This is a genomic window from Cupriavidus phytohabitans, assembly GCF_017815025.1.
Classification (GTDB): Bacteria; Pseudomonadota; Gammaproteobacteria; order Burkholderiales; family Burkholderiaceae; genus Cupriavidus.
The window spans coordinates 22,835-48,926 of record NZ_JAGIQB010000040.1; the positions used below are offsets into that span (position 1 = coordinate 22,835).

24 protein-coding genes are annotated in these 26,092 nt (G+C 69.2%); 10 read left to right on the forward strand and 14 right to left on the reverse strand.

Features of this window, described 5'->3' with window-relative positions:
• Positions 1-11 precede the first annotated feature (11 nt).
• From glgB to J8I34_RS24300, 3 genes are read right to left on the reverse strand one after another with little or no spacing between them, the layout of a single operon-like run.
• The gene (glgB, locus tag J8I34_RS24290) at positions 12-2,285 is read right to left on the reverse strand and encodes a 1,4-alpha-glucan branching protein GlgB (RefSeq protein WP_209807171.1); all 2,274 of its coding nucleotides are present in this window, start codon (positions 2,283-2,285) and stop codon (positions 12-14) included.
• Positions 2,282-5,644: a maltose alpha-D-glucosyltransferase gene (treS, locus tag J8I34_RS24295; protein WP_029049145.1), complete on the reverse strand. Its 3,363-nt coding sequence runs from the start codon at positions 5,642-5,644 to the stop codon at positions 2,282-2,284. Before treS ends, glgB begins: the two co-directional genes overlap by 4 nt.
• Positions 5,645-5,664: 20 nt before the next feature.
• Complete coding sequence (locus J8I34_RS24300) at positions 5,665-9,072, reverse strand: alpha-1,4-glucan--maltose-1-phosphate maltosyltransferase (RefSeq protein WP_209807172.1); 3,408 nt, start codon at positions 9,070-9,072, stop codon at positions 5,665-5,667.
• Positions 9,073-9,395: 323 nt separating this feature from the next.
• On the opposite strand from J8I34_RS24300, the gene J8I34_RS24305 reads away from it, so the two are divergent.
• Genes J8I34_RS24305 through J8I34_RS24315 form a run of 3 tightly spaced genes read left to right on the forward strand, consistent with a single transcriptional unit; the run spans position 9,396 to position 10,931 of the window.
• A complete protein-coding gene (locus tag J8I34_RS24305) occupies positions 9,396-9,779 on the forward strand; it encodes a hypothetical protein (protein ID WP_029049143.1) in 384 nt (127 codons plus the stop codon).
• 36 nt (positions 9,780-9,815) lie between these two features.
• Positions 9,816-10,253, forward strand: a complete 438-nt coding sequence (locus J8I34_RS24310) for a PA2169 family four-helix-bundle protein (RefSeq protein WP_209807173.1) — start codon at positions 9,816-9,818, stop codon at positions 10,251-10,253.
• A gap of 48 nt (positions 10,254-10,301) precedes the next feature.
• Positions 10,302-10,931, forward strand: coding sequence for a hypothetical protein (locus tag J8I34_RS24315; protein WP_051320612.1), 630 nt, complete (start codon positions 10,302-10,304; stop codon positions 10,929-10,931).
• A 77-nt stretch (positions 10,932-11,008) separates the two neighbouring features.
• Here J8I34_RS24315 and J8I34_RS24320 read toward each other — a convergent pair whose 3' ends face one another.
• From J8I34_RS24320 to J8I34_RS24330, 3 genes are all read right to left on the reverse strand, one after another.
• Positions 11,009-11,347 carry a hypothetical protein gene (locus J8I34_RS24320; protein WP_209807174.1) on the reverse strand — a complete coding sequence of 113 codons (339 nt, stop codon included), beginning with the start codon at positions 11,345-11,347 and terminating at the stop codon, positions 11,009-11,011.
• Positions 11,348-11,428: 81 nt separating this feature from the next.
• A complete protein-coding gene (locus tag J8I34_RS24325) occupies positions 11,429-12,016 on the reverse strand; it encodes a CinA family protein (RefSeq protein ID WP_209807175.1) in 588 nt (195 codons plus the stop codon).
• Positions 12,013-12,315 carry a hypothetical protein gene (locus tag J8I34_RS24330; RefSeq protein WP_209807176.1) on the reverse strand — a complete coding sequence of 101 codons (303 nt, stop codon included), beginning with the start codon at positions 12,313-12,315 and terminating at the stop codon, positions 12,013-12,015. Before J8I34_RS24330 ends, J8I34_RS24325 begins: the two co-directional genes overlap by 4 nt.
• 49 nt (positions 12,316-12,364) lie before the next feature.
• Here J8I34_RS24330 and J8I34_RS24335 point away from each other — a divergent pair, with 49 nt between their 5' ends.
• The 4 genes from J8I34_RS24335 (at position 12,365) to J8I34_RS24350 (ending at position 14,865) form a co-directional block, all read left to right on the forward strand.
• Positions 12,365-13,507: a flavodoxin family protein gene (locus tag J8I34_RS24335; RefSeq protein ID WP_209807177.1), complete on the forward strand. Its 1,143-nt coding sequence runs from the start codon at positions 12,365-12,367 to the stop codon at positions 13,505-13,507.
• Positions 13,508-13,590: 83 nt separating this feature from the next.
• Positions 13,591-14,145 carry a BON domain-containing protein gene (locus J8I34_RS24340; protein WP_209807178.1) on the forward strand — a complete coding sequence of 185 codons (555 nt, stop codon included), beginning with the start codon at positions 13,591-13,593 and terminating at the stop codon, positions 14,143-14,145.
• A gap of 15 nt (positions 14,146-14,160) precedes the next feature.
• Entirely contained in the window at positions 14,161-14,439 is a 279-nt protein-coding gene (locus J8I34_RS24345; protein WP_209807179.1) for a BON domain-containing protein, read from the forward strand.
• Positions 14,440-14,553: 114 nt separating this feature from the next.
• Positions 14,554-14,865 carry a hypothetical protein gene (locus J8I34_RS24350; RefSeq protein ID WP_029049135.1) on the forward strand — a complete coding sequence of 104 codons (312 nt, stop codon included), beginning with the start codon at positions 14,554-14,556 and terminating at the stop codon, positions 14,863-14,865.
• Positions 14,866-14,996: 131 nt separating this feature from the next.
• Here J8I34_RS24350 and J8I34_RS34815 read toward each other — a convergent pair whose 3' ends face one another.
• On the reverse strand, positions 14,997-15,254 hold the full coding sequence (locus J8I34_RS34815; RefSeq protein WP_245176103.1) for a hypothetical protein: 258 nt from the start codon (positions 15,252-15,254) through the stop codon (positions 14,997-14,999).
• 184 nt (positions 15,255-15,438) lie between these two features.
• Positions 15,439-15,660, reverse strand: coding sequence for a DUF2188 domain-containing protein (locus tag J8I34_RS24360; protein WP_029049133.1), 222 nt, complete (start codon positions 15,658-15,660; stop codon positions 15,439-15,441).
• A gap of 183 nt (positions 15,661-15,843) precedes the next feature.
• Between J8I34_RS24360 and J8I34_RS24365 the strand changes: the two genes are divergently transcribed.
• Positions 15,844-16,152: a hypothetical protein gene (locus J8I34_RS24365; protein WP_029049132.1), complete on the forward strand. Its 309-nt coding sequence runs from the start codon at positions 15,844-15,846 to the stop codon at positions 16,150-16,152.
• 66 nt (positions 16,153-16,218) lie between these two features.
• Here J8I34_RS24365 and J8I34_RS24370 read toward each other — a convergent pair whose 3' ends face one another.
• From J8I34_RS24370 to J8I34_RS24385, 4 genes are all read right to left on the reverse strand, one after another.
• Positions 16,219-17,616, reverse strand: a complete 1,398-nt coding sequence (locus tag J8I34_RS24370; RefSeq protein WP_209807180.1) for an MFS transporter — start codon at positions 17,614-17,616, stop codon at positions 16,219-16,221.
• Between the two features lie 173 nt (positions 17,617-17,789).
• A complete protein-coding gene (locus tag J8I34_RS24375; RefSeq protein WP_029049130.1) occupies positions 17,790-18,020 on the reverse strand; it encodes a DUF2783 domain-containing protein in 231 nt (76 codons plus the stop codon).
• A gap of 48 nt (positions 18,021-18,068) precedes the next feature.
• Positions 18,069-19,787 (reverse strand): FAD-dependent oxidoreductase, encoded by a 1,719-nt coding sequence (locus J8I34_RS24380; RefSeq protein WP_209807181.1) that lies wholly within the window; start codon positions 19,785-19,787, stop codon positions 18,069-18,071.
• Between the two features lie 64 nt (positions 19,788-19,851).
• Complete coding sequence (locus tag J8I34_RS24385) at positions 19,852-20,811, reverse strand: MBL fold metallo-hydrolase (protein WP_209807182.1); 960 nt, start codon at positions 20,809-20,811, stop codon at positions 19,852-19,854.
• A gap of 320 nt (positions 20,812-21,131) precedes the next feature.
• Between J8I34_RS24385 and J8I34_RS24390 the strand changes: the two genes are divergently transcribed.
• Positions 21,132-21,995, forward strand: a complete 864-nt coding sequence (locus J8I34_RS24390; RefSeq protein WP_029049127.1) for an IclR family transcriptional regulator — start codon at positions 21,132-21,134, stop codon at positions 21,993-21,995.
• Positions 21,992-22,852, forward strand: coding sequence for an IclR family transcriptional regulator (locus J8I34_RS24395; protein ID WP_051320611.1), 861 nt, complete (start codon positions 21,992-21,994; stop codon positions 22,850-22,852). The genes J8I34_RS24390 and J8I34_RS24395 overlap by 4 nt, the downstream gene beginning before the upstream one ends.
• A gap of 9 nt (positions 22,853-22,861) precedes the next feature.
• Here J8I34_RS24395 and J8I34_RS24400 read toward each other — a convergent pair whose 3' ends face one another.
• Complete coding sequence (locus J8I34_RS24400; RefSeq protein WP_029049125.1) at positions 22,862-23,842, reverse strand: Bug family tripartite tricarboxylate transporter substrate binding protein; 981 nt, start codon at positions 23,840-23,842, stop codon at positions 22,862-22,864.
• Positions 23,843-23,977: 135 nt separating this feature from the next.
• Positions 23,978-25,945, reverse strand: a complete 1,968-nt coding sequence (locus J8I34_RS24405) for a PAS domain-containing hybrid sensor histidine kinase/response regulator (protein WP_029049124.1) — start codon at positions 25,943-25,945, stop codon at positions 23,978-23,980.
• Positions 25,946-26,092 lie beyond the last annotated feature (147 nt).

Consider the following 26,092-nt stretch of genomic DNA (forward strand, 5'->3'; position numbering starts at 1 on the left):
GTCGTTGCGCCTTATTCACCCTCGGCATGCTCGAGCCGCAGCACCAGCGTGGCCAGCGGCGGCAGTGTCAGCGCGAGCGAGGCCGGCTGCCCGTGCGAGGGCACGTCCACCGCCGTCACCGTGCCGCCGTTGCCGACATTGCTGCCGCCATAACACTCGGCATCGGTGTTCAGGCATTCCCGCCAGGTGCCGGCAAAGGGCACGCCGACCCGGTAGCCCCGGCGCGGCACCGGCGTCATGTTGACCACCACCAGCACGACTTCGCGGCTGCCCGGCGCGGCGCGCCGCAGCCACGCAAACACGCTGTTGTGGTTGTCGTCGCCGACCACCCACTGGAAGCCCTCGGGGCTGTGGTCGAGCGCGTGCAGCGCCGGCAGCTCGCGGTAGAGCCGGTTCAGGTCGCGCACCAGCGCATGCATGCCGCGGTGCATGGGGTGGTCCAGCAGCGCCCAGTCGAGCTCGGCGTCGTGGTTCCATTCCTGCCACTGCGCCAGCTCGCCGCCCATGAACAGCAGCTTCTTGCCGGGATGGCTCCACATGAAGCCGTAGTAGGCGCGCAGGCCGGCAAAGCGCTGCCAGTTGTCGCCGGGCACCTTGCCGAGCATCGAGCCCTTGCCGTGCACGACCTCGTCGTGCGACAGCGGCAGCACGAAGGCCTCGGACCACGCATAGACCAGCCCGAAGGTCATGTCCTGGTGGTGCCAGGCGCGGTGTACCGGCTCATGCCCAAGGTAGCGCAGCGTGTCGTGCATCCAGCCCATGTTCCACTTGAAGTCGAAGCCCAGCCCGCCGCTGGCCACGCTGGCGGTGACGCCGGGCCAGGCGGTGGATTCCTCGGCGATGGTGAGCGTGCCGGGGCAGCGTTCATGGACCACGCTGTTGAGTTCGCGCAGGAACGCGACCGCCTCCAGGTTCTCGCGGCCGCCGTAGCGGTTCGGTACCCATTGCCCCGGCTCGCGGCTGTAGTCGCGGTAGAGCATGGAAGCGACCGCGTCGACGCGCAGCCCGTCGGCATGGAAATGCTCCAGCCAGTGCAGCGCGCCGGCCAGCAGGAAGCCGCGCACCTCGTTGCGGCCGAGGTTGTAGATCAGCGTGTTCCAGTCCTGGTGGAAGCCTTCGCGCGGATCCATGTGCTCGTAGAGCGCGGTGCCGTCGAAGCGCGCGAGCCCGTGCGGGTCGGTCGGGAAATGCGCCGGCACCCAGTCCAGGATCACGCCGATGCCGGCCTGGTGGCAGCGGTCGACGAAGGCGGCGAAGGCCTGGGGCGGCCCCAGCCGCGCGGTCGGCGCATACAGCGACAGCGGCTGGTAGCCCCACGAGCCGCCAAAGGGGTGTTCGGTAATGGGCAGCAGTTCGATATGCGTGAAGCCGAGCTCCTGCACGTATGGCACCAGCCGCTCGGCCAGGATGTCCCAGCCGTGGCGGCTGTCGTTGGCGGCGCGCAGCCAGGAGCCGACATGGACTTCGTAGACCGACATCGGCAGGGCGTAAGGATCGGCGGCCCTGCGGCGCGCCATCCAGTCGTCGTCGTGCCATTCGAACGGCGGCGCGCCCTTGCCCGGCGCGGTGACGACCGAGGCGGTCTCCGGCGGCGCTTCGGTGGCGAGCGCGAGCGGGTCGGCCTTGTCGGGCAGCTCGGTGCCGTCCGGGTCGAGCAGGTCGTACTTGTAGCGGCTGCCGGGCTCGGCGCCCAGTGCGGCCGGCACGAACAGCTCCCAGATGCCGCTGGGATGGCGCAGCCGCATCGGATGGCGCGCCTGGTGCCAGCCGTTGAATTCGCCGATCACGGACACGCGCCGCGCGTTCGGCGCCCACACCGCGAAGCGCACGCCGTCGATGCCGTCCACACGCTGCCATTGCGCGCCCAGGCACTCGCCCAGCTCGAAGTGGCGGCCCTCGGCAATCAGGTGCAGATCCAGTTCGCCCAGCAGCAGGTTGAAGGCATACGGGTCGGCGCTGCACTGCTCGGTGCCGTCCGGCCAGGTCACGCGGATGCGATAGTCCGACGCCGTGGCGCGGCCCTCGTTGCCGGGCAGGCGCGCAGCGAAGATGCCGCCGGGGTGCAGCCGTTCCATCTCGGCCAGCGTGGCGCCATCGGCAGAGGCCAACTGCGCCGCCACGGCGCCGGGCAGGCAGGCGCGCACCAGCAGCCCGTCGCCGTCGGAGTGGGGGCCCAGCACCGCGAACGGGTCGTGGTGGCGCGCGCCCAGCAGCGCGTCGAGTTCGTGGCCCGGCAGCATGCCGGTGCCCGGCGCGCCGCGCGTTGCCGCGGTCGGGGGGCTCATGGCTGGCCTCCCGGCCGCGCCAGCAGCTTGCGCAGCAGGCGTGCCAGCCCGCTGACCGGCAGGTCGATCCACGCCACCCGGTTGGCGGCTTCGTAGTCGACCTCGTAGGCGGCGCGTTCAAGCAGGAACAGGTCCAGCAGCGGCTGCAACTGGCCCGGGTCGACCCAGGCAGCGGGCGATGCCTCCATATGCTGGCGGTAGCAATTCAGGAAGGCCTCGTTGGCGGTGGCGCGGAAGCGCTCGAGCAGCAGCGCGCGGCGTTCCGCCAGCTGCGGCGGCAGCTCGGTGTGGGTGCGCTCCTGGCGGTCGGTGCCGACCGTGGCGGCGGCATAATCCAGCGAGCGCAGCAATCCGGCCACGTCGCGCAGCGGCGAGGTCTTGCGCCGGCGCCAGTCCAGCGGCATGCCCGGCTCGCCCTCGAAATCGACCAGGTAGGTGTCGTTTTGCGCGATCAGCACCTGGCCAAGGTGGAAGTCGCCGTGGAAGCGGGTCCGCAGGCTGCCGGGCGCGGCCATGGCCAGTTGTTCGACCAGCGCGGGCAGTGCGCCGTGCGCAGCCAACAGTGTCTGCGCGTCGGCTTCGAACGCCGGCTGCACCGAGCCCTGGACGCTGTCGGCGCGCTTGCCGACCAGCGCCAGCGCGCGGTGCAGCGCCTGCAGCGCCTGCGCCGCCCAGTCGCGCGCATCGGCCTCGGTGGCGGGCACCGGCGCAAAAGCCTCGTCGTCGGTCGGGCGCGCCAGCACCGCATGCAGCTCGGCTAGGCGCCGCCCCAGCGTGCCCGCCAGCGCCGCGTAGCCGGTCATGGCCTCGGCGAACTCGGCCTCGCTTTCCTGCGCCGGCAGCGCATCGTCGATGGCGCGGCCCAGGTAGTCCAGGGTCCAGTCCCAGCCGTTGCCCTGGTTCAGGATATAGCCCTGCAGCAGCATCAGCGTATGCGGCACGCCGTCGGCGCCGGTGCGTACGACCTCGCCCAGCAGCGGGGCCGAGTGCGCATAGCCCCGCGCGGTCAGATAGCGCGTCATCTCGGCCTCGGGATGGATGCCGCCGGATAGCCGCCGCACCAGCTTGAGCACCGCGGTGTTGTTGTACGACAGCGAACTGTTCGACTGCTCGGCCGACATCCACTCGATCGGGTCGCGCTCCAGCTCCAGCGCTGCCAGTCCCGGCTCGGCGCGGAAACGGATCCGGTCCGGTCCGGCCTGCAGCTCCGCGCCCCGGCGCAGCGCCTGCACCACCTCGCGCGCGAACGGCTCGACCACGAAGCCGTCGGTGGCCAGCCCCACGCGGCTGCCCTGGCGCACACGCGCCATCGACAGCCCGTGCGCCAGCTGCGACACGCTGTCGGCGCTTTCGCGGTCCCACAGGATGCCGACCGGCAACTGGTAACGCTCGGTGCGGCCGGACAACGCCACCTCGACTTCGCCAAGGTAGACATCCTCGCCGCTGCTGCCGCGCGTGAACGGCAGCAGGTACGCCATGCCGACGCGCTCGATACGCTCGTGCTTGCTGCCGAACCAGCGGCGGCGGCTGATGTAGTGGGGCAGCACCTCGGTGGCCAGGGCACGGCGCGACGCATCGGTCAGTTCGGGGCGGCCGATGTTCTGCATCACAAGGGTGATCTGGTCTGGCATCTGCTCAGGCGCTTCCACATGCCATGACGGCGGCTGTGCCTCCTCGCTCAGTACGAACCAGTAGAAGCCATAGGGCGGCAGTGTCAGCAGGTAGGTCAGCGTGCCGATCGCGGGGAAAGGCGTGGCGCCCATCATTTCGACCGGCACTCGGCCGTTGAACGCGGACAGATCCAGCTCGACGGCCTGCGGGGCGCGCGACAGGTTGGCCACGCACAGGATGTGCTCGCCCTCGTGCTCGCGCAGGTACGCCAGGATCTTGCGGTTGCCGGGGAACAGGAAGCGCAGCGTGCCGCGGCCGAAGGCGCGGTGCTTGCGCCGCAGCGCCAGCATGCGTCGCATCCAGTTGAGCTGCGAATGCGGGTCGCGCGTCTGCGCCTCGACGTTGACGGCCTCATAGCCGTACAGCGGTCCCTGCAGCGGCGGCAGGACCAGCCGCTCGGGGTCGGCGTGCGAGAAACCGCCGTTGCGGTCGGGCGACCACTGCATCGGCGTGCGCACGCCGTCGCGGTCGCCCAGGTGGATGTTGTCGCCCATCCCGATCTCGTCGCCGTAGTAGATCACCGGCGTGCCCGGCATCGAGAACAGCAGGCTGTTCATCAGCTCGATGCGGCGCCGGTCGCGCTCCATCAGCGGCGCCAGCCGGCGGCGGATGCCGAGGTTGATGCGCGCGCGCCGGTCGGACGCATAGACCTCCCACAGGTAGTCGCGCTCGCTGCTGGTCACCATTTCCAATGTCAGCTCGTCATGGTTGCGCAGGAAGATCGCCCACTGGCAGTTGGGCGGCACCTCCGGCGTCTGGCGCATGATGTCGGTGATCGGGAAGCGGTCTTCGCGCGCGATCGCCATGTACATGCGCGGCATCAGCGGGAAGTGGAAGGCCATGTGGCATTCGTCGCCTTCGGGCTCGGGGCCGGTCAGGCCGAAGTACTGCTGCGCGTCTTCCGGCCACATGTTGGCTTCGGCCAGCAGCATGCGCCCGCGGAAGTGCTGGTCGAGGTAGGCGCGGATATTGCGAATGACCGCGTGGGTCTCGGGCAGGTTCTCGTTGCTGGTGCCCTCGCGCTCGACCAGGTACGGCACCGCGTCCAGCCGCAGCCCGTCGATGCCCATGTCCAGCCAGAAGCGCATGACCGACAGCACCTCGTTGAGCACCTGCGGGTTATCGAAGTTCAGGTCGGGCTGGTGCGAGTAGAAGCGGTGCCAGAAGTAGGCGCCGGCGACCGGGTCCCAGCTCCAGTTGGATTTCTCGGTATCGCAGAAGATGATGCGCGTGCCGGCATAGGCCTGGTCGTGGTCAGACCAGACGTAGTAGCGGCGCGCGGCGGAGCCTGGCTTGGCCTTCCGCGCGCGCTGGAACCACGGGTGCTGGTCCGAAGTGTGGTTGATCACCAGCTCGGTGATCACGCGCAGCCCGCGCGCATGCGCCGCGGCGATAAAGCGGCGCGCCTCGGCCAGCGTGCCGTAGTCGGGATGGACGTTGCGGTAGTCGGCGATGTCGTAGCCGTCGTCGCGGCGCGGCGACGGGTAGAACGGCAGCAGCCAGATGGTGTCGACGCCAAGGTTCACCAGGTAGTCGAGCTTGGCCAGCAACCCGGCGAAATCGCCCACGCCGTCGCCGTTGGCATCGAAGAACGACTTGATGTGCAGCTGGTAGATGACCGCGTCCTTGTACCAGAGCGGGTCGGCATTGAGCAGCGCGGCGCTGGCGGTTTCGGTGAGGCGTTTCATCGTGTCTCCACGTATGCCGGTCAGGCGCCATGCGGGTCGGCCGATGCCGGGGCGGCGGCGGGGCGCGGCGCCGGCCGGTCCAGCGGGCGCACGTGCCACACCGCGAAGGGCAGTTGCGCGGGGTCGAGGCGGATGCGCTGGTGCTTGCCCTGCAGCTCGAAACGCTGGCCGCGCATCAGGTCGTGCACGGCCACGCGCGCATGGTCGGACAGGCCCCATTCCCATAGCGGCAGTTCGATATCGGCCTCGTGCGCATTGTGCGGGTCCAGGTTGATCGCGGCCAGCAGTACGTCGTCGCCGAACAGGTAGTCGCTGCCCGGGATGAAGCGCGCGAACCACAGCACGGCATTGCTGCCGGCGTGGTAGAAGCGCAGTCCCAGGTGGCTCTGCAGCGCGGGGTGGCCGGCGCGGATTTCGTTCAGGCGCGAGATCTCGGCGACGATGTTGCCGCTCTGGTGCCAGTCACGGGCGCGCAACTGGTATTTCTCGGAGTCGAGGTATTCCTCGCGCACTTTGCCGTCGAGCACAAAGGGCGCGCTCTCGCACAGCTCGAAGCCGTTGTACATGCCCCACAGGCCCGACAGCAGCGTGGCCAGCGCGGCGCGGATCAGGAATGCGGGGCGGCCGCCGTGGTGCAGGAAGTAGGGGTTGATGTCCGGCGTATTGACGAAGAAGTGCGGGCGGAAGAATTCGCGCAGCGGGCCCTGCGTCAGCTCGGTCAGGTACTCGGTCAGCTCCCACTTGGTATTGCGCCAGGTGAAGTAGGTGTATGACTGGCTGAATCCCAGCTTGGCGAGCCGTGCCATCATCTTCGGCCGCGTGAAGGCCTCGGCCAGGAAGATGGTGTCCGGGTGGCGCGCGCGCACGTCGGCGATCATCCATTCCCAGAACGGCAGCGGCTTGGTATGCGGGTTGTCGACGCGGAAGATGCGCACGCCGTGATCCGCCCAGAACATCACTACGTCGCGCAGGGCCTGCCACAGCGCGGCGCCGGCGGGTGGCACGGCGTAGAAGTCGACGTTGACGATGTCCTCGTACTTCTTCGGCGGGTTCTCGGCGTAGCGCAGCGAGCCGTCGGGGCGGTGCGCGAACCATTCGGGATGGTCTTTCAGCCACGGGTGGTCGGGCGAACACTGGATCGCGAAGTCGAGCGCGATCTCGAGCCCGTGCGCGGCCGCGGCGCCGCACAGCCGGCGGAAGTCGTCGAACGTGCCCAGCTCGGGGTGCAAGGCATCGTGCCCGCCTTCCTCGCCGCCGATGGCATAGGGGCTGCCCGGTTCGCCGGGCTCGGCGCGCAGGCTGTTGTTGCGGCCCTTGCGGTGGGTGCGGCCGATCGGGTGGATAGGCGTGAAGTAGAGCACGTCGAAGCCCATCGCGCGGATGGCAGGCAGCCGCGCGATGACATCGTCGAAGGTGCCGTGGCGCTGCTCGTCGTTGCTTTGCGAGCGCGGGAACAGCTCGTACCAGCTGGCGTAGCGGGCGGCGAGGCGGTCGGCTTCCACCGGCAGCGCCACCGGGTGGCGCGAGACGAACTGGCGGCCGGCCGGCGTGGCCATGTGGGCCTGCATGGCGGCGGCGGTGCGTGGCGACAGCAGGATCTCCAGGCGTTGCTCGTCGTCGCGCGCGGCAGCGGTCAGTTCATCGACGATGGCCGACAGTTCGCTGTCCGAGGCGGGCTCATGGACGCTTTTCCTGCCATTGCCTTTCCTTGCGTTGTTGCCATGCCTGGCGGCGGGCGGCAGCAGGGCGTCGGCAATCAGCCGGGCGCCTTCCTCGATTTCGAGGCTGACGTTGAGGCCGGCGGCGCGCTTCTTGCCGATTTCGTCGAGCCAGCTGGCATAGGCATCGCGCCACGCTTCGACCGTGAACTCATGCCGACCCAGCGCCACCAGCGGGAAGCTGCCTTGCCAGCGGTCGTTGACCACGGGGCGCAGCGGCGCTTCGTGCCAGTCGGTCTCGCCGGGGGCGCGCCACAGCACCGCGGCGGCAAGCTTGTCGTGCCCGTCCATCCAGATATCGGCGCTGACTTCCACGCGTTCGCCCACCACGCGCCGCACCGCGAAGCGGCCGTCGTCGCAGGCGGGCTCGACCCGCTCGATGGCGATGCGCGGGGCTTCCATGGCGGCGACCACGCTGCCCAGCCCGGTCGCGGAAAGGGTTTCGTGTCCGTGCGGCGCGCTGGCATCGGCGCGCGGCATGCCGGGCCGGGTCAGCGGCACCGGCGGCGCTTCAAACAGGCGGATGTCGGCGGGTGCCAGCGTGATCGAGCCCAACGCGTCGAGCCGGTGGTAGGCGTCGAGCGTGCCGCCGGGTCCGCCCGGCGTGGCTTCGAGATGGGCGCTGGCATGCGGCAGCGCGCTCAGCACACGGTCGGCACCGAGCGTGCCGGGCGCCATCGGGTCGGGATTGACCACCACCGTCAACGCCGGGGCGCCATCGGGCTCGGCAAAGCCGTTGCCTGCGGCGGGATCCGCGCACAGGCTGTTCGGTGCGGGCAGGCGCGCCAGCGCCGTCAGCGGTGCCCCCGGCCCGCTCAGCAGCCGCACCTCCAGCGCCGGCGCGGGGTCGCGCGAGGCGAGCCACGTGGTCGCCTCGAGCAGTTCGTGCGTGATGTCGTAAGGTGCCCCTTCCTGGCCTGCGCCAGCCGGTGCGAGCGGGTCGCGCGCCAGCGCCCCGCCGGTCTCGAAGCCGGCCGGCACCAGGATGCCGTCGCCGATCGCGGCAGCGGTCCACAGCGCGCGGCGTGCGCTCACCGCATCCTGGCTGGCAGGCGTCAGCGCCGGGGCCGCCAGCACGTGGCCGAAGCGGCGCAGCCGTGCGATTTCTTCGGTCAGCCAGGCGCTGCGGAAGTCCCACCACGGCAGCGAGCAGAAGGCGCCATCAAAGCCGGCAGGGGCAAGGTCGTCCAGCTGTGCGGGGGTCAGGCCGGGCGTCCACGCCAGCAGGCGCGGCGTGCCGCGCGCCTCGGGGGGCGCGGCGTCGTTGCGCAGCGCTTCTGCCAGCGCCGCCCAATGCCGGCCGGGCACGCGTGCCGGCGCGCGGCAGCAGAAGCCGGCCACGCCCGAGCCCCATGCCCGGCGCAGCCGCGCGGCCCACCATTGCACCAATGCCACGGCCACCTGCTGGTCATGCCAGCGCAGGCGTGCGCCGGGAATATGGTTGTCGGTTTCGTGGGGGGCGAAGGCGGGGGCGGCGGCGTCTATCCAGCCGGGATCGGCAGCGCGCTCCCCATCGGCGCTGTAGCGGTCCAGTGAGATGTCGAGCAGCGGCGCCAGCCCGTGCCGGGCGCACGCCGCCAGCGTGTCAGCCCCCGCCAGGTGCGGCCAGCCGCCGATCAGTACGTGGTCGAAGCCCAGTGCCGCCACGCGTTGCAAGGCGTGTTCGTCGGCGTCCGGGGTTCCGGTCAGGTCGATCTGGCAGATCCGCACAAAATCCTCCCGCTGTTTGGCTCCGGCGGTGCAACAAAGACCCCCGGCGCCACATGGCCAGCCGGCGGGGATGGCACATTCATGCGAAGTGCGTGCCAGCGCGCCCGCTCGATAGAAGATATGCGGCGGAGCCCCGTCGTGCCAAAGGATTTCCGGCGAAAGGCAATGTGCGTCAAACGCTATCGCTTGTAAAAAGTACCGGGTACGCCATGCCCCATGGCAAGAAGCGGCCGCGGGCCTGGCACGCGGCGCGCACTCACAATGCCCGGTACGCTTCTTGCCCTCTGTCACCTATGTCACGAGGGACAAAACGGGGAGCGCGCATGGACTGGTGGCTGGAGGCTGCGCAATGGCCGGCGATGGTGGTGACGGTGCTGGCCACATGGCTGGTTGGATCGCGCTCCATCGGACGGCGCCGCGCCGGGTTCTGGGTGTTCCTGGCCAGCAACGTGCTATGGATCGCGTGGGGGTGGCACGGCGATGCCTATGCGCTGATCGTGCTGCAGCTGGCGCTGATCGGTATGAACCTGCGCGGCATGCGCGAAACACGCGTGGCCTGGCAAGCGGCATCGCGCCGGGCCTTTGGCACGGCCCGCGACAGCACTGGCAGCGCAGACGCCGAGCCACTATCCTTGTCCCGCGCCGACATGCGCCATGTCCAGGGCGCCCGCCAGCAACCGCCGGCCTCGGCCGGCCCCGATCGATGACTTCACGGGTCCGACCGCGGACCAGGCAGGTGTGCGATGGCAAAGAAGAAGATCCTGGTGCTCAACGCGCTGATCGCGGTCTCGCGCGAGGGCGAGCACGATTGCCGGCGCGCGGCTCGCGCCGCCGCCAATCCGCATCTCAAGTCGCTGCTGACCAGCCGCGCCAATGCCTTTGCGCTGGCTGCGCAGGAACTGCAGGCGTGCCTGCTGGAGCTCGGGCAGTTGCCAGAGGCGATGCCGGCCGAAGCATGCCGGGGCGGTGCTGGCAAGCACCGCTCGGACCGCGCCATCCTGCATGCGGTCAGCAAGGGCGAGCTGGCGGTGCAGCGGCGCTATGCGCGCGCGCTGCGGGCGCTCGCATTGGGCTCGCGCGTGCGGGCGGTAGTGCGGCGCCAGTATCGCGGCGTGCAGGTCAACCATGAGCTGTTCCGGGTGCTGCGCGAACAATACCGTTCGCAGCCGGCGCGTCCGTAGCCGGTTACTGCCGGGACGCTATCGGGACACTGTCGGGATCCCCCCACCATGCCCACTGCAGCTTCTGCCGACCTGCAAGCTTTCGAACACGCCGCGCGCCTGGTGTTGATGTACGGCCTCGTGCCGCTGTGGCTGCTCGCCGGCGCAGGGGACTGGCTGTGCCACCGGCTTACGCACATCGAGCGCAACGCCGGCGTGCGCGAATCGTTGCTGCACATGCTGATGCTGGCCGAGGTCGGCCTGCCGCTGCTGATGGTGCTGTTCCTGGAAGTCAATGCGCTGGTGATCGCCGTCGTGCTGGCGGCGCTGGTGCTCCACGAGGCCACGGCGTGGTGGGACGTGCAGTACGCGAGCAAGCGCCGCCATATCGCACCGGTCGAGCAGCATATGCACAGCCTGCTCGAAGTCCTGCCGATGGCTGCGGCCTCATACGTGATGGTGATGCACTGGGGCCAGTTCCTGGCGCTGTTCGGCGCGGGCAGCGAACCGGCGCGCCTGGCGCTGGTGTGGAAGCCCACGCCGCTGCCGCCAGGCTATCTGGGCGGACTGCTTATCGCAGTCGCCTTGCTCGCCGGACTGCCATACCTGGAAGAACTGTGGCGCTGCCACCGCTGGCGCAAGCGCGAGCGGGAAGCCGCGCTGGCGCAGGCGACCCGGGCGCTGCGCGGGGATACCTGAGCAGCGCCCATCGGGCGGGAGCCCGTCCGCAGAAGCCCCGCTACGATTGCGCTCAACGCATGCGCAACGGCAATGCGCTACTGCTTGGTCGCCGGGTCCGGCGAGTCGCCCTTCGGGCCGCTCGGCGCATCGGCGGTCGGTGCGGCCGGCGCGCCCTGCTCACGAGGCTTCTTGCTGCGGGCGGTGTTGGCCTGCTTGCCGGTCGACTTGGACTTCTTGGCGGTGTCCTTGGTCGTGTCGGTCGGCGCCGTGGTCATGTCGGTGGCGGCCGGCTGGTTGCGCGAGGCGCCGGCGCCTTCGATCGGTGGCGCGCTTGGATTCGGCGCGGTAGGCGAGGCCGGCGCCTGTTGGGCGAAGGCCGGCAGGCAGAGCGCGGTGCCGACGACCAGTGCCGTGGTAGCGAGGGTGCGTTTCATGATGGTCTCCATTGCAAGACTACGTCGGTCGGGCCCAGGGCCCTGGGTTATGCCGTTTCGCCCGAGGGCGTGTCCGGCAATTCAGCCGCGCGCCGCGGTGCGGGTGCCTTCGCCGCGGCGCGCCAGTTCGTGGTAATGGCAGATCCGGGCCAGCGCCCAGTCCGCCGCGGCTTCCCGCACGGCATTGCGTTCGCCGGGGAAGCGCCGGGTTTCCGTGAACACCGCCACGCCCGCCGGCGCGGCCAGCACTTCGCCGTCCACATGGCCGGCATGGCCGGGTCGGCGGAAGACCCAGGCAAAGCATTGCGTGCCGGCCGGGGTGTCACCGTCGCCGCCGTCGTCGGCCACGCCGGTGTTCGCCAGCGCCAGGTCGGCGCCGGTGAGCTGCATCGCGCCCAGTGCCATCGCCAGCGACACTTCTTCGCTGGTCAGCCCGTACCGGCGGATGGTTTCCGACGGCACGCGCAGCAACTGCTCCTTCGCCGATGGCGAATACGCGACGATCGAGCAATACAGGACGTCGCCGCAGCCCGGCACTTCGGCGATGCGCGATGCAATGAGGCCAGCGGTACACGATTCCGCAGTCACCACCTGGATGCCGTGGCGCCTGAGGTAGCGGGCGATGCTGCGGTTATCGCCCGAGCCGGCGCTTGCGTCGCGTTGGGTCATTGCCGGGCACTCCGGCACGGTACGGCGGGATTCTTCTTCAGCGCGTCGTCCTCGCGCATCACATCGACCAGAATTTCCATCACATCCATGACGGCATCCGGAGTGGAATTGATGGCAGCGGCGGCAGTTTCCGTGCCAGTGCCGCCGCACCGGCGCCGCGCCGGCCAGCGGTCGTCGCAGCGTCGCGCAGGCGCCTCAAGCGAGGAAAAATGTACATGCAGCGCCGGCGGCGGCCTTGTAAAAGCTGCGTGGCCGCACCCGCTGCACTTGGCGGGCGGATGGTGGCGTTTATCTTGCATGTCCTGCATCGGCACCCACACCAGAGTCAAGAGTCGCATGGAGATACCTATGCCAGACCCGACGCACAAGCCGAACCAGCCGGCGCCGGATGCACCCCGCAAGCCGCGCTATCCCGGCGATCCCGCCGATGTTCGCAAGGGACAGGTGAGCGTGCCGCTGCCGCGCGAAACCTTCCGGCGGCGCTTCATGGCGCGCTTCACCGACCCTGCCTACCGTGACGAGGATGAAGCCCTGGCGCGGCTCGAGCGCATTGCGTGGGAGGCCTACCAGGAGGGCCGCAAGGCGCCGCTCAAGCACAGGGCCGGGCCCGGCTACGCCGATCCGGACTATGAGCTGTCCGACGAATGGCGCGCGGCCAGCGAGGCGGTGCGCGTGGCGCAGCAGCGGCAGGCCGACCCTGCCACACCCTCGCGGGTGCTGCTGGTCTGTGCCGCGGCGCGCAACGACTACACCTGCCCCGGCGAGATGTCCAAGTCCTGGCGACTCTCGCAGCGTGCGCGTGCAACGCTGGAAGCGGAGGGCATGGAAGCCGATATGCTCGACCTGAGCCTGCTTGCGTCCGATGCCGACTTGCGCATCCATCCGTGCAAGGGCTGCGTCTCGACGTCGATGCCGCTATGCCACTGGCCCTGCAGCTGCTACCCCAACCATGCGCTCGGCCAGATCAACGACTGGATGAACGACATCTATCCGCGCTGGGCCGGCTGCCATGGCGTGCTGATCGTCACGCCGGTCTACTGGTACCAGGCCAGCAGCCCGCTGAAGCTGATGATGGACAGGCTGGTCTGTGCCGATGGCGGCAACCCGGATCCGACCAGCACGCAGGGCAAGGACGTGGTGCGAGCCAAGTCGATCGAACTGGCGGGGTGGGACTATCCCAAGCATCTGGCAGGCCGTACCTATGGGCTGGTGGTCCACGGCGACGTGGCCGGCATCGAAGGCGTGCGCCGCGCGCTGTCCGACTGGCTCGACTGGATGGGCCTGGTCGATGCCGGCCCGCAGGCGCGGCTGGATCGGTTTATCGGCTACTACAAGCCATATGCCACCAGCCATGTGGAATTGGACGAGGATGAAGGCGTGCTTGGCGAGGTGGATAACGTGGCGCGTGCGCTGGCATGCGCGGTGCGGCAGTTGCGCGCCGGCAAGCTCAGCCAGCCCGACCGCGGCCTGGTGCCGCCGCGGCAGAAATAGCGGTACGGGAGATAGCAGTACGGCAGACAGCGCTACTGCAGATAGCGGCGCTGCAGATACCGGCACCGCAAGCGGAGACGACAATGGACCGTAGAGACAACTGGCGCGGACAACCGTGGCACGAAAGCGCCGTGCCCGAAACCGACATGCGCAGCCATTACGTAGGCGCCTATGGCGTCTATGACTATGACAAGCCGGTGAAGCCCGGCGAATTCGGCGGCACGCACGGCCGGCAGCCCGGCAGCGCGTCAGACGCACGCGCCGGGCAAGCGCCGCGCGGGCGTGATCCTTACCGCCAATTCACCGGCTACAACGAGCGCATGGACCTGTATCGCGGCGGCCCGCGCCCGGTACGTCCGGTAGGTCCGCGCAACTACCAGCGCAGCGATGCGCGCATCCTCGAGGACCTGTGCGAGCAGCTCGCGCGCAACGCCCGGCTTGAGGTGGAAGACGTCGAGGTGCGGGTGGAGCAAGGCGTGGTCACGCTGGAGGGCTGCGTGCCCCATCGCCAGCAGAAGTACCGGATCGAAGATATCGCGGACGAGATCTACGGCGTCACGGAGGTGGTGAACCACCTGCGCGTGGCGCGGGGCGAGACTACGGCTGCGCATCCGGGCCATGGCATGCGCATGTACTGACGCCGGGGGCCACGCATGCAGGATTCTTCCAATACGCCGCCAGCCAATCCGCGCGGCACTGCTGTCACCGCCGCTGACGTCGAACTGCAGGCCGCGCTGTGCGCGCGGCTGTGGGACAGCGGCCTCGATGTCAGCGAGATCGCGCTGAACGTCACAGACGGGCGCGTCACCATCGAAGGCGCGGTCGGCACGCAGGCGGCTCGTGCGGCGATCGAGGCGTGCATCCGCGCGGCCGGCGGCGCGCGAGAGGTCGTCAACCACGTCAGCGTGGCGCCGGACCGTACCGGCGGGTGAGGCGCAGGGGAGCGCCGCATGGCACGACTTTCGCATCGGCCAAGGCTTCGCGGCCGGCTGCCAAGGTGTTGGCCGGCTATCCACGGCAACAAGGAGAAACAAGGAGTTACTGCCATGAAGCACCTTGCAAGCTTTGCACTGGCCGTGCTGCTGAGTGTTCCGGCCTGGGCGCAGACCACGCGGCCGGGCGCCGACACCCGTGCGCCGGGGATGGCTGCGTCCGATGTCATTCCGGGGCAGGGCGATACGCGCCGCGCCACGCCGGCTACGCCTGCTTCCCCTGCTTCGCCTTCCACCAGCGGCGGCCGCGCAACACCGGCCACGCCCGCCATGCCGGCGTCGCCAGCGGTGAACGAGGGGCCGCAGTCTGCGCAGCGGTATGACTATCCGGCGTCGGAGCCGAAGGCTCCAAAATCCCGCAAATAGCCTCTGCTCTATAGTCCGGTCGGCCACGTTTCCGGCGCGCCCGGAGCCGGACTGGCCGGAAACGCCGGGACCGCACGCGAGCGGTCGAACCACAGCAGCGCGTCGAACTGCCGCGGCAGTGTCGCGCGCGCCTAGTGGCTCGGCAATTCCGTTTCGGGCCGGTAGATGACCCCGATGAAGCGCTCCTGCCGCGGCGGCCGCAACGCGTTGCGGGCGTCGTCGAGCGCGCCGCCGCGCGCGCCCCGCAAGTCGAGCCAGCATTGCGCGTGCGGCCTGGCGGAACAGGTGTTCGTAGCTGTCGGGCCGGGTGCATGGTAGAACTCCGCGGTACCGTGCGTGCTTTCGCCCAGCAGTACCACCCGGTGCGTGGCAAGCGCTTCGGCCTGCACCGCGAGTGCATTGGCGAAGGGGGAGGAGAAGGGGCTCTGCGCGGGTCGTCGACCCGAGGCAGCGGCACGGCCGCGGCTGCGATGGCGGCAGCTGACTTCAGGTCATTGTGGTCGTCCCGGTGCGTTGGCATCGATGTGCCTGCGCAGGGTTGGACGCCGGAAGCGTTATCCGGCGAGACGCGGTTTAGCCCGGTATGGTGCGCGGATCGTGGCCGAAGCTGTTGCGCGAGCGGATCTGGCCATCGCGGCCGTGGACCAGCAGTTCAACATGCTCGCGTTGCGCCTGCGTGGTCGCGACGGCGATGGCTTCTTCCTGGGTGGCGTGGTGGGATTCGGCGTAGCGAGCGCCTTCATGGATGACATCCCAGCCATCCCGATGCGGCACGACGTGTATGCTGGTGCCCATTTTGCTGTCTCCTTGACTGTCGATGCCTTTATTGTGGGCAATGTACGGCGGCTGTCTATCCGGCGCTGTCTGACAGCCCAGAGTGCGCGCGGAGGGCAGCAAGCCCGACTTTCTCGTTGAAATTTCTGGTTATTTGGCGCCCCTCTTGTAAGCTGGACTTGGATCGCATTAGAGGAGCGGACCATGCGTGCAAGATTTGCCAGGGGACTGACGCAGTCGCCGGTGACCGTGGTGGCCCGGGCGTTCGACGGAGAATCGGTCCGGGCACCCCAGATTGGTGACCTGGTGACGGTGTACAGCCAGGACCAGGACACCGAGTTCAATATCCGCCTGTGCGAGGCCGTCGAGCCCGGCCGCTGGCGCGGCGTGGTCTACGCGATCGGCCGCGGACAGGACGTGCTGGTGACGGCCGAAGGGCTGGAGATCGATGATGTGGTCGAGGTGATGCGCGAGGAGATCGCGCAGGTCATTCCCTGCGGCCGGTCCCACTGAACGCCGCACCCGCGCGGGTGCGGACATTCCGGTTTGACGAAACCCGTTGCAGGCCTTTCCTGCAGGTCAATCCTGCCGGGCCTGGCGGGATCCTTGCGTGGCCTGGCGCGGTACGCCCAGCCACATCGCGAGCCCGCTGGCGAGCAACAGCGCGGCCAGCAGCAACAGCGCATGGTCGAGGCTGCCGGTGCGGGTCTTGATCTGCCCGATCACCCATGGGCTGACGATGCCGCTGGTGATGCCGACGCTGCTGATCATCGCAATGCCGGCCGCTGCCCCTGCGCCCGGCAGGTAGCTGGGCGGCAGCGACCAGAACACCGGCAGCGCGGCAAAGATCAGCACGGCGGCAACCGAGAGGATCGCCAGCATCATGGCCAGGCTGGTCGGATGCAGCGTGAGCGCGGCCAGCGCCAGCGCGCCGCCGGCGGTGCACAGCAGGAAGTGCCGGTGGCGCTCGCCGGTGCGGTCGGAGTGGCGCGCGATCAGGATCAGCCCGACCGCGCCGACGGCATTGGGCACCACCGAATACAGGCTGACCGACATCACATCGGTGATGCCGAAGTCGCGGATGATCAGCGGCATCCAGAAGCTCAGCGCGAGCGAGCCGCACGTCAGCGAAAAATAGATAAAGGCGAACAGGTACACGCGCGGGCTGCGCAGCACCTGGCGCAGCGCCTGCAGCGAATGGCCGCCTTTGCCTGCATCGGCGGCGTTGGCCGCCTCGCCGGCCGCGGCGCGGATCAGGTAAGCGCGCTCGCCGGCGCTGAGCCAGCGGGCGTGTTCCGGACCGTCCACCAGGCAGCGTGCGGCAATCAACCCCAGGAAGACCGCGGGCGCGCCTTCGATCGCGAACATCCATTTCCAGCCCTGCAGGCCAAGCACGCCGGCCATGTCGCGCATGATCCAGCCGGAGACCAGGCCGCCGAGCACGCCCGCCACCGCCACGCCGGCAAAGAAGATGGCCATGACCGCGGCGCGGCGCCGCGCGGGGAACCAGTAGGTCAGGTAGAGCACGATGCCGGGGAAAAAACCAGCCTCGAACACGCCCAGCAGGAAGCGCAGCGTGTAGAACTGCGCCGGCGTCGACACGGCCATCATGCCCACCGATGCCAGGCCCCACAGCACCATGATGCGCGTGAAGGTGCGGCGCGCGCCGAAGCGCGCCAGCAGCATGTTGCTGGGCACCTCGCACAGCACGTAGCCGACGTAGAAGATCGCGGCGCCCAGCCCGTACATGGCGTCGCTGAAGCCGAGGTCCTGCTTCATCTGCAACTGGGCGAAACCGATGTTGATGCGGTCCAGGAACGAGACCACGTAGCAGACGAACAGGAAGGGGATGATGCGCAGCCATACCTTGCGGTAGAGCGCGTCTTCCTCGTACGCCGCCAGCGTGGGCGGGGCAGTGGTGGAAGTGGTGGGCGTCAGGTGCAGGGACGCAAGATCCCCTGAGACCGGATGGCTCATGGTGTTTGTCTCCATATTGTTGGTAGCTGCGGTGGTGGCTGCGCGGGTTGCGGCGGGGTGGTTGCAGCCAGGGATGGCGCTGCCGGGCGCGTCTGCTGCGCGCTAGCTGGCGGACCTGGGTCGGGCCAGCGAAAGAGCGGTGTGGGGCGCGGCCTGGCCGCGCCCGTGCCGGGTCAGGCTGCCGGCGCTGCCGCGCCCGGCATGTCGGCCACGCCTTCGCGAGCCGCCTGCAGTGCGGCCAGCAACACGTCGTGGTCGCCGATATGGTTGGCCAGCAGCAGGATCAGCTGCGCGTTGGCGGCCTGGCTCTGGGCGTCGTCGAGGTCGCGGTGCATCTCGATCAACGCTTCGTAGAAATCGTCGGGCCGGGCCAGGTTGGGTTGGGTGTTGAGGGTGGCGGGCATGTTGTCGTCTCCTGTTTTCGTGCTGTCCGGCGTGCTGTCCGGCGTGATTCAGGCGGCGATCCGGTCCGGGGCCGGCGCGGCCAGGCCGGCTCCGGTGGCGCGCGCCAGCGCGGCGCGGATCGCGGCGGGGTCGGCGCGGCGCCAGCGCGCGCACACATGCTGGTCGGGGCGCACCAGGTAGCAGGTGCCGGGCGCGGCGCCGTAGCGGGCCGCGGCCAGGCCCTGGTCGTCGCGCAGCACCGTGGCGCTGGAACAGGTCATCGCCGGCTGCGCCGCGTCCGTGACGTAGACCAGCCGCAGCGGTACGGTGCCTTGCCTGAGCGCGGACAGGTCCGCCAGCGTGGCGGCGTCGATGGCATCGTGATTGCCGAACAGCAGCACGGTGAAATCCTGCCCCAGGTGCGACAGCAGCCAGCCGGCACCTTGCGGCCCGGACACCGGCGCGTCGGCGCAGACCGCTCCCGGCACCATGCCGCCGGCATAGCCTTCATCGGCGTCGGCGGTGTTCAGCGGCGAGCCGTGCAGCACGGCCGGCACCGACAGGCGGCCGCTGTTGACCAGGCCGCGGGCAAAGGCGTGCCGCTTCGACAAGGTCAGCACCGCGTCGCGGAACACGCGGCTGACGGCGCTCTTGGGCGTGATGAAATCGGTGGCGCGGGTCGAGTTCAGCAGGTTCTCGTCGGCGGCGTATTCGCGCTCGCTGGCATAGGTGTCGAGCAGGCTGTCGGCGGCGTGGCCCTGCAGCACGTAGGCCAGCTTCCATGCCAGGTTCTCGGCATCCTGCACGCCGCTGTTGGCGCCGCGCGCCCCGAACGGCGACACGCCGTGCGCCGAGTCGCCGGCGAACAGGATATTGCCGTGGCGGAAGCTGTCCATGCGCAGGCACGAGAAGGTGTACACGCTGACCCATTCCAGCTCGAACTTCACGTCCTTGCCGAGCAGCGCCTGCACGCGCGGGATCACGCGCTCGGGCGTTTTTTCCAGCACCGGATCGGCATCCCAGCCGAGCTGGAAGTCGATGCGCCAGACACTGTCCGGCTGGCGGTGCAGCAGCACCGACTGGTTGGGGTGGAAGGGCGGGTCGAACCAGAACCAGCGCTCGCTGGGGAAGTCGGCCTCCATCTTCACGTCGGCGATCAGGAAGCGGTCGCGGAAGGTGCGGCCCTTGCTGTCCAGGCCGAGCAGCCTGCGCATCGGGCTGCGCGAGCCATCGGCGGCCACCACGTAGCGCGCGGCCAGCGGATAGCAGCCTTCGGGCGTCTCGATGGTCAGCACCGCGCCATCCACGCGCTGCTCCAGCCCGACCACCTTGTTGTGCCAGCGGATCTCGATATTGGCCAGCGCCTGCGCGCGCTCCAGCAGGAAGCCTTCGACGTAGTACTGCTGCAGGTTGATAAAGGCCGGGCGACGGTGGCCGCTTTCCGGCAGCAGGTCGAAGCTGTAGACCTGCTGGTCGCGCAGGAACACCTTGCCGACGTTCCAGCTCACGCCCTTGTCCACCATGCGCTCGCCACAGCCCAGCCGGTCGAAAATGTCCAGCGTGCGCTTGGCGAAGCAGATGGCGCGCGAACCGGTGGACAGCGTGCAGTCGTCGTCGACCAGCACCACGCGCACGCCGCGCTGGGCCAGGTCGATGGCGGTAGCCAGTCCGATCGGGCCGGCGCCCACCACCACGACAGGATGGACCGGGCCATCCGCCTGCGCGCCGCGCTGTTCCGCGCAGGGCTGGTACTCAAACGACAACCGCTGGTAGTCGATGTTGCTCATTGCCTGTCTCTCCATCCAACTCTTGATGCTTCGTTGCCCGACTTGTCGTGGGTTCTTCTGTCGCTCAGTCCTGCAGCGCGGCCCACATTTCCTTGTCGCGCTGCGCGGTCCAGATGCGCGGGTGGCGGATGCCGCTGGCTTCGTCATAAGCGCGCGAGACATCGAACGGCAGGCAGTGCTCGTAGATGAAGACATGGCCGAACTTGGGATCCATGGCCTGGCGCGTATGCGCCATCGCGGCCTTCAGGTCGAGCTTCTCGGCCACGGCTTCCTTGCCCGACTGGAACAGCGTGGTGACGAAGTCCTTGGTGTAGGCAAGGCCCTTCTTCACCTCGTCCGGCGTGGTCAGCGCGGGACCGCGGCCGGGAACCAGCTTTTCGGGGTTGAGCGCCTGCAGCGCATCGAGCGTGGCGGGCCATTCTTCCAGCTGGGCGTCGCCGCAATAGCAGGCGGCGTCGTACTCGACCAGGTCACCGGAGAACAGCACCTTCTGCTGCGGCAGCCAGACCACGGTGTCGCCCTTCGTGTGGCCCGAGCCCAAGTGGGCGATGCGGACTTCCAGCTTGCCGAGGAACAGCGTGATTTCCTTGTCGAACACCAGCGTCGGCCAGGTCAGGCCGGGCACGGTTTCGACGCCGGCGAACAGGCGAGGGAAGCGCTCGATCTCGGACTTCATGTCGGCCTCGCCGCGCTCGACGATCATTTCCCACGTGCCGCGGCTGGCGATGATCTGCTGCGCGCCTTCGGCGAAGTAGGCCGATGCGCCCAGCACGCGCACCGCGTGGTAGTGCGACAGCACCACGTACTTGATGGGCTTGTCGGTGATGGTGCGGATGCGCGCGATCAGGTCCTGCGCCATCGCCGGGGTGGCGGTGGTGTCGACGATCAGCACGCCGTCGTCGCCGATCACCACGCCGGAATTGGGATCGCCCTCGGCGGTGTAGGCCCAGGTGTTCTCGGACAGCTGGGTAAAGGTGACTTGCTTGGCTTCGAGGTCGGCCTGGGATGCGAATGCCTTGGACATGGCGTCTTTCCTTTGTGTGGGAGGCAAGACGGCACGTGCGCACGGCGCTGGTGCCGCAGACTGGGCTGGCGGCACGGGCTGTCTCGCCCCGTTTCTATGGGTCTTCCACGCGGTGGTGCCTGCGTGTTGCGACGGGGTAGTGCAATCTTAGGAAACGTCGTTTAATTAATCAATAGCTAAAGCATTAGCCTATGGCAAATTTATTTGCGGCCATCTGGATCACCAGATCAGGTGCCGATCGATTGCGGGTTTACCCTGGTTGGAGGGCGCGTGGATGGCGTTCGATTAATATCCGGGGTTTCCGATCACACAAGGTGGCGATGGCCAGGGGCAAGGCAACCGGCGCGGCCGGCAACGCTGAAATGGAAGGCAAGCCGGAAAAGGCGGACAAGGCCCAGCGCGGCATCCAGAGCGTGGAAGTCGGAGGCCGGCTGCTGGCCGCGCTGGCGGCGGCACGCGTACCGATGCCGCTGGCCGCACTGGCCGAGGCGGCGCAGCTGGCGCCCGCGCAGGCGCACGCCTACCTCGTCAGCCTGACGCGCCTGGGCCTGCTCAAGCGCGACCATGTCTCCGGCCGCTACGAGCCCGGACCGCTATCGCTGCAGCTCGGCATGCTGCGCCTGGAGCAGGATCCGGCCTACCGCGCCGCGCTGCCGCGCGTCGACGCGCTCGCGCAGTCGTCGGGCTTCAGCGTGGCCATCAGCATCGCGGCGCCGCAGGGGCCGACGATCGTGCGCTACGTGCCCGCCAGCGCGCCGCTGCATGTGAACCTGCACGTGGGCACGGTGATGGCACTGGCGGCCACCGCTACCGGCCGCGTCTACTGCGCGTTCCGGCCGCCGGCGCAGTGGCAACCGCTGTGGCGCGCGCAGCAGCCGGAAGCCACGGACGCGCAGTTGGTGGCGCAGTTGGCTGACTTCGGCGCCACGCTGCAGGCCATCCGCGAACGCGGCATCGAGCGCAGCATCGACACGCCCAGCCCCGCGGTCAGCAGTCTCAGCGTGCCGGTGCTGGACGCTGCCGGGGCGCTGCGGCTGGTGCTCACGCTGGTTGGCTCGACCGGCGCCATCGACGTCGACTGGAATGGCACCGCCGCACGGGCGCTGCTGGCGGCGGCGGCCGATATCGCCGCGACCCTGCGCGCGGAAGGTGGGGAAGGTACGGAAGAGGAAAGCCCGGCATGACCCCGACCCGCATACCCGACCAGGACGCCATCACCAGCCCGGAAGCCGACGCCGAAGGCGGCAAGCCGCAGCGCGGTATCCAGTCCCTCGACAGCACCGGCCAGCTGCTGGGCGCGCTGGTCGCCGCGGGCCGTCCGCTGGCCTTGCGCGACCTGGCGCTGGCTGCCGGCATGCCCGCCGCCAAGGCATTCCCGCACCTGGTCAGCCTGCAGAAGACCGGGTTGCTCGCGCGCGATGCCGCGGGCAACTACCGGTGCGGCCCTCTGGGCCTGGAGCTCGGCCTGGTCGCGCTGCAGCGGCTGTCGCCGACGCGCGAGGCCGAGCCCGAAGTGATCGAGCTCGCCGGCACCACCGGCCTGAGCGTGGCCATGGCCGTGCTGGGCCCGATGGGTCCAACCGTGGTGAGGCTGGAGGAATCGGCGCGGCCGCAGCATGTCAGCTTGCGCGTCGGCACGGTGCTGTCGCTGGTCAATACCGCGATCGGCCGCACCGTGGCCGCGCACCTGCCCGGCAACGTGCTGGCCGGGCTGCTGCAAACCGATTACCTGCGCATGGCCGGCGCTGCCGTCGGGCAGGTGCTGGGGGAAGACGGAAAGCTTACGGCCGACTACGCCGCCCGCCTGGCACAGGTGCGCGCGGCGCAGATCGACAACGCGCTGAGCCACCCGGTGCCGGGCATCGATACGCTGGCGGCGCCGGTGTTCGACCATACCGGCAGCCTGGCACTGGTGATCGCGGTGATGGGGTCGAGCGGCAGCTTCGACAGCGGCACGCAAGGCGCGCCCGCCGCGCTGGTGCGGCAGGCGGCGCGGCGGCTGTCCTGGCGCTTTGGCGCGCTGCCCGGCGCCGCCGGCTGACCCGGCCGGTTACTGGTCCAGCCGGATATTGGCGGACTTGATCAGGCCGTCCCACTTCTCGTACTGCGCACGAATATAGCTGCCGAACTGCGCGGGCGTGGCCGGGAACGGCACCGTGCCCTGGCCCGCCAGCTTTGCCGACAGCTCCGGCTGCTTCAGTGCGGCAACGATCTCGCCGTTCAGCCTGTCGATCACGGCCTTGGGCGTGCCGGCAGGCGCCGCCACGCCGAACCACGCCGTCAGTTCATAGTTGGGCACGCCCGCGGCAGCCAGCGTTGGCACGCCCGGCAGCTGTTCCGAGGGCTTCTGCGTGGTCACCGCCAGCGCGCGCACGCGATTGTCGCGGATATACGGCAGGGCGGTGGAGACGCTGTCGAACATCATCGTGATGCGGCCGCCGATCAGGTCGGTCATCGATGCGGCGCTGCCCTTGTACGGAATGTGCGCGATATTGACACCGGCGAGGTGCGTGAACAGCTCACCCGCCAGGTGCGACGACGAGCCGTTGCCAAACGAGCCGTAGGTCAGCTTGCCCGGCTCCTTGCGCGCCAGCGCCAGCAGTTCCTGAACGGTGCGCGCCGGCACCGACGGATGGACCACCAGCACATTGGGCAGGTAGGCCACGGATGCTACCGGGGCGAAATCCTTGAGCGGGTCGTAGCCGGGCCTGGCGTACAGGCTCTTGTTGACTGCCAGGGAGCCGAAGGTGCCGAACAGCAGGGTGTAGCCGTCGGCCGGTGCCCGCGCCACGGCGACGGCAGCCAGGTTGCCGCCGGCGCCGGGACGGTTGTCGATCACCACCGGCTGTTGCAGGCGCGCCGACAGGGCATTGCCGATCTCGCGCGCCAGCAGGTCGGTTGCGCCGCCGGGCGGGAAGGGAACCACCAGCCGGACCGGCTTGTCCGGGTAGTCCGCCATTGCCGTGCCTGCCGCCGTGGCGGCGAATGCCAACAGCAGCCCGCTGGCTGCACGCCTGATCCAACCCTGCATCGCTGTCTCCTCCATGTGTTTTCTGGCGATGGAACGGGCCTCAGTGTGTCGCAGCGCAAGCGGGCGCGGGTTTGGCTTTGGCGAAGGTGGCCTTCCGCCGCGCGCACGGCGTGCAGCGGGCGCTCGCGGCGCAAGTTATTCGGACTGCTGCAGTCGGGCGATGGTGCCGAACAGCGTTTCCAGTTCCACCGGCTTGACCAGGTGCGCATCGAACCCCGCGCGCTCGCTCTGCTCGCGGTCGGCGGGCTGGCCGAAGCCGGTCAGCGCGACGTAGTGGGTCTGTCCGGTGCCGGCCACGCCGCGCATGGCGCGCACCACCTCGAAGCCGTCCATGCCCGGCATGGCCAGGTCGATCAGCGCGATATGCGGGCGGCAGCGCGGCGCCACGTGCAGCGCTTCGACGCCATCGTAGGCTATGGTCACGTCGTGGCCGCACATTTCCAGCAGCATCGCCAGGCTGTCGGCGGCGTCGCGGTTGTCGTCGACCAGCAGGATGCGCTTTGCCTGTTGCACGATGGTGGCATGGCCGCCGGCCGCGGCGTGCCCCGGGGGCTGCATCGTGGCGGTCTCCTGCGCGACCGGCAGCGGCAGGCGCAGCGTGAAGGTGCTGCCCATGCCCGGCCCGCCGCTGTCCGCGGCAATGGTGCCGCCATGCAGCTCCACCAGCGCGCGGCACAGCGACAGGCCGATGCCGAGCCCGCCATGCGCATCGGTGCCGGGGCGGCTTTCCTGCACGAACATGTTGAAGATGTCTTCCAGCGATTGCGGCGCGATGCCGCGGCCCTGGTCGATCACCTGTACCAGAAGGGTACGTTTTTGTACGGCGGTGACGATGCTGACGGTCGTCCGCGCCGGCGAGAATTTCGACGCATTCAGGATCAGGTTCTGCATCACCTGCACCAGCCGGGTCTTGTCGGCGTGCATCGGGATCGACGCGGCGTGGGTCTGCACCGCGACGTGCTGCGACTTGGCGTCGAGCGACGGCCGTGCGGCCTCGGCGGCGAGCGCGATCACTTCGTTGAACTCCAGCGGCCCGGTGCGCAGCTCGATGCGCCCGGAGTTGATGCGGCCGATGTCGAGCAGGTCATCGACCAGCCGGCTCAGGTGCGTGACCTGGCGTTCGATCAGGCTCAGGCTCCTGTCGGCCAGCGCCGCGTCGCCGGGCGCCAGCCGTATCGCCGCCAGCGCACTGTGCACCGGCGCCAGCGGATTGCGCAACTCGTGCGACAGCGTGGCCAGGAATTCGCTCATGCGCTGGCTGGAGCGCTCCAGCTCCTCGTGGCGACGGCGCTCGCTCATGTCGCGGGTGACCTTGGCAAAGCCCCGCAGCGCGCGCGATTCGTCATAGACGGCGGTCAGCATGACGTGGGCCCAGAACAGCGAACCGTTCTTGCGCACGCGCCAGCCCTGGTCCTCGACGCGGCCGGCGCGCCGGGCCTGTTCGAGCAGCCGCGCCGGCTTGCCGGCGGCAATGTCGTCGGGGGAGTAGAACACCGAGAAATGCCGGCCCAGGATCTCGTCGCGGCGGTAGCCCTTGATGTATGAGGCGCCGGAATTCCAGCTGACGATATTGCCGGCGGGATCGAGCATGAAGACCGCGTAGTCCTTCACGCCTTCCACCAGCAGCCGCAGCGTTTCCTCGCTCTGGCGCAGCGCTTCGGCGGTGCGGCGCTGCGCGGTCATGTCGCGCGTCACCTTGCCGAAGCCGATCAGCTTGCCGTCGGGCTCCTTGAGCGCCGTGATCACCACATTGGCCCAGAAGCGGCTGCCATCCTTGCGCACGCGCCAGCCTTCGTCCTCGAAGCGCCCGAACTCGGCGGCGGCTTTGAGTTCGGCATCCGGCCAGCGTCGTGCCACGGCGTCGGGCGTGTAGAAGGTCGAGAAGTGCTTGCCCAGGATCTCTTCGCGGGTATAGCCCTTGATGCGCGCCGCGCCCTTGTTCCAGCTCGACACGTGCCCGGTCACGTCGAGCGTGAAGATGGCATAGTCCTGCACGGACTCGACCAGCGTCCGGTAGGGCGCGTCGCTGGCCGTGTTGGCTTGCGCTTCGCGGGGTGACGCGTGTGCGGCCGGGCCGTCGGCACCGGCGGGGGCTTTCTTCATGGCGAAATCTGGGTTCGCTGCTGCCGGCTTGCCGGCGCTGTCCGTAAAGCACGCGCCGCGGCGCTGCGCGTTACGTAAGCATACCGCGCCCCGCGCCGAAGCAGGCGAGCCGCGGCGCCTGAGCGGTCGGAAGCTTCGCGATGGTGA

Excerpts from the sequence above, each read along its gene's own strand:
- J8I34_RS24305 (WP_029049143.1), top strand. The coding sequence starts at position 9,396 with ATGGACTGGTGGCTGGAGGCTGCGCAATGGCCGGCGATGGTGGTGACG.
- J8I34_RS24330 (WP_209807176.1), bottom strand. The coding sequence starts at position 12,315 with ATGCAAGATAAACGCCACCATCCGCCCGCCAAGTGCAGCGGGTGCGGC.
- J8I34_RS24345 (WP_209807179.1), top strand. The coding sequence starts at position 14,161 with ATGCAGGATTCTTCCAATACGCCGCCAGCCAATCCGCGCGGCACTGCT.
- treS (WP_029049145.1), bottom strand. The coding sequence starts at position 5,644 with ATGAAACGCCTCACCGAAACCGCCAGCGCCGCGCTGCTCAATGCCGAC.
- J8I34_RS24320 (WP_209807174.1), bottom strand. The coding sequence starts at position 11,347 with ATGAAACGCACCCTCGCTACCACGGCACTGGTCGTCGGCACCGCGCTC.
- J8I34_RS24335 (WP_209807177.1), top strand. The coding sequence starts at position 12,365 with ATGCCAGACCCGACGCACAAGCCGAACCAGCCGGCGCCGGATGCACCC.
- J8I34_RS24365 (WP_029049132.1), top strand. The coding sequence starts at position 15,844 with ATGCGTGCAAGATTTGCCAGGGGACTGACGCAGTCGCCGGTGACCGTG.
- J8I34_RS24370 (WP_209807180.1), bottom strand. The coding sequence starts at position 17,616 with ATGAGCCATCCGGTCTCAGGGGATCTTGCGTCCCTGCACCTGACGCCC.
- J8I34_RS24315 (WP_051320612.1), top strand. The coding sequence starts at position 10,302 with ATGCCCACTGCAGCTTCTGCCGACCTGCAAGCTTTCGAACACGCCGCG.
- J8I34_RS24375 (WP_029049130.1), bottom strand. The coding sequence starts at position 18,020 with ATGCCCGCCACCCTCAACACCCAACCCAACCTGGCCCGGCCCGACGAT.
- glgB (WP_209807171.1), bottom strand. The coding sequence starts at position 2,285 with ATGAGCCCCCCGACCGCGGCAACGCGCGGCGCGCCGGGCACCGGCATG.
- J8I34_RS24380 (WP_209807181.1), bottom strand. The coding sequence starts at position 19,787 with ATGAGCAACATCGACTACCAGCGGTTGTCGTTTGAGTACCAGCCCTGC.
- J8I34_RS24395 (WP_051320611.1), top strand. The coding sequence starts at position 21,992 with ATGACCCCGACCCGCATACCCGACCAGGACGCCATCACCAGCCCGGAA.
- J8I34_RS24340 (WP_209807178.1), top strand. The coding sequence starts at position 13,591 with ATGGACCGTAGAGACAACTGGCGCGGACAACCGTGGCACGAAAGCGCC.
- J8I34_RS24360 (WP_029049133.1), bottom strand. The coding sequence starts at position 15,660 with ATGGGCACCAGCATACACGTCGTGCCGCATCGGGATGGCTGGGATGTC.
- J8I34_RS24400 (WP_029049125.1), bottom strand. The coding sequence starts at position 23,842 with ATGCAGGGTTGGATCAGGCGTGCAGCCAGCGGGCTGCTGTTGGCATTC.
- J8I34_RS24310 (WP_209807173.1), top strand. The coding sequence starts at position 9,816 with ATGGCAAAGAAGAAGATCCTGGTGCTCAACGCGCTGATCGCGGTCTCG.
- J8I34_RS24390 (WP_029049127.1), top strand. The coding sequence starts at position 21,132 with ATGGCCAGGGGCAAGGCAACCGGCGCGGCCGGCAACGCTGAAATGGAA.
- J8I34_RS24350 (WP_029049135.1), top strand. The coding sequence starts at position 14,554 with ATGAAGCACCTTGCAAGCTTTGCACTGGCCGTGCTGCTGAGTGTTCCG.
- J8I34_RS24405 (WP_029049124.1), bottom strand. The coding sequence starts at position 25,945 with ATGAAGAAAGCCCCCGCCGGTGCCGACGGCCCGGCCGCACACGCGTCA.
- J8I34_RS24385 (WP_209807182.1), bottom strand. The coding sequence starts at position 20,811 with ATGTCCAAGGCATTCGCATCCCAGGCCGACCTCGAAGCCAAGCAAGTC.
- J8I34_RS24325 (WP_209807175.1), bottom strand. The coding sequence starts at position 12,016 with ATGACCCAACGCGACGCAAGCGCCGGCTCGGGCGATAACCGCAGCATC.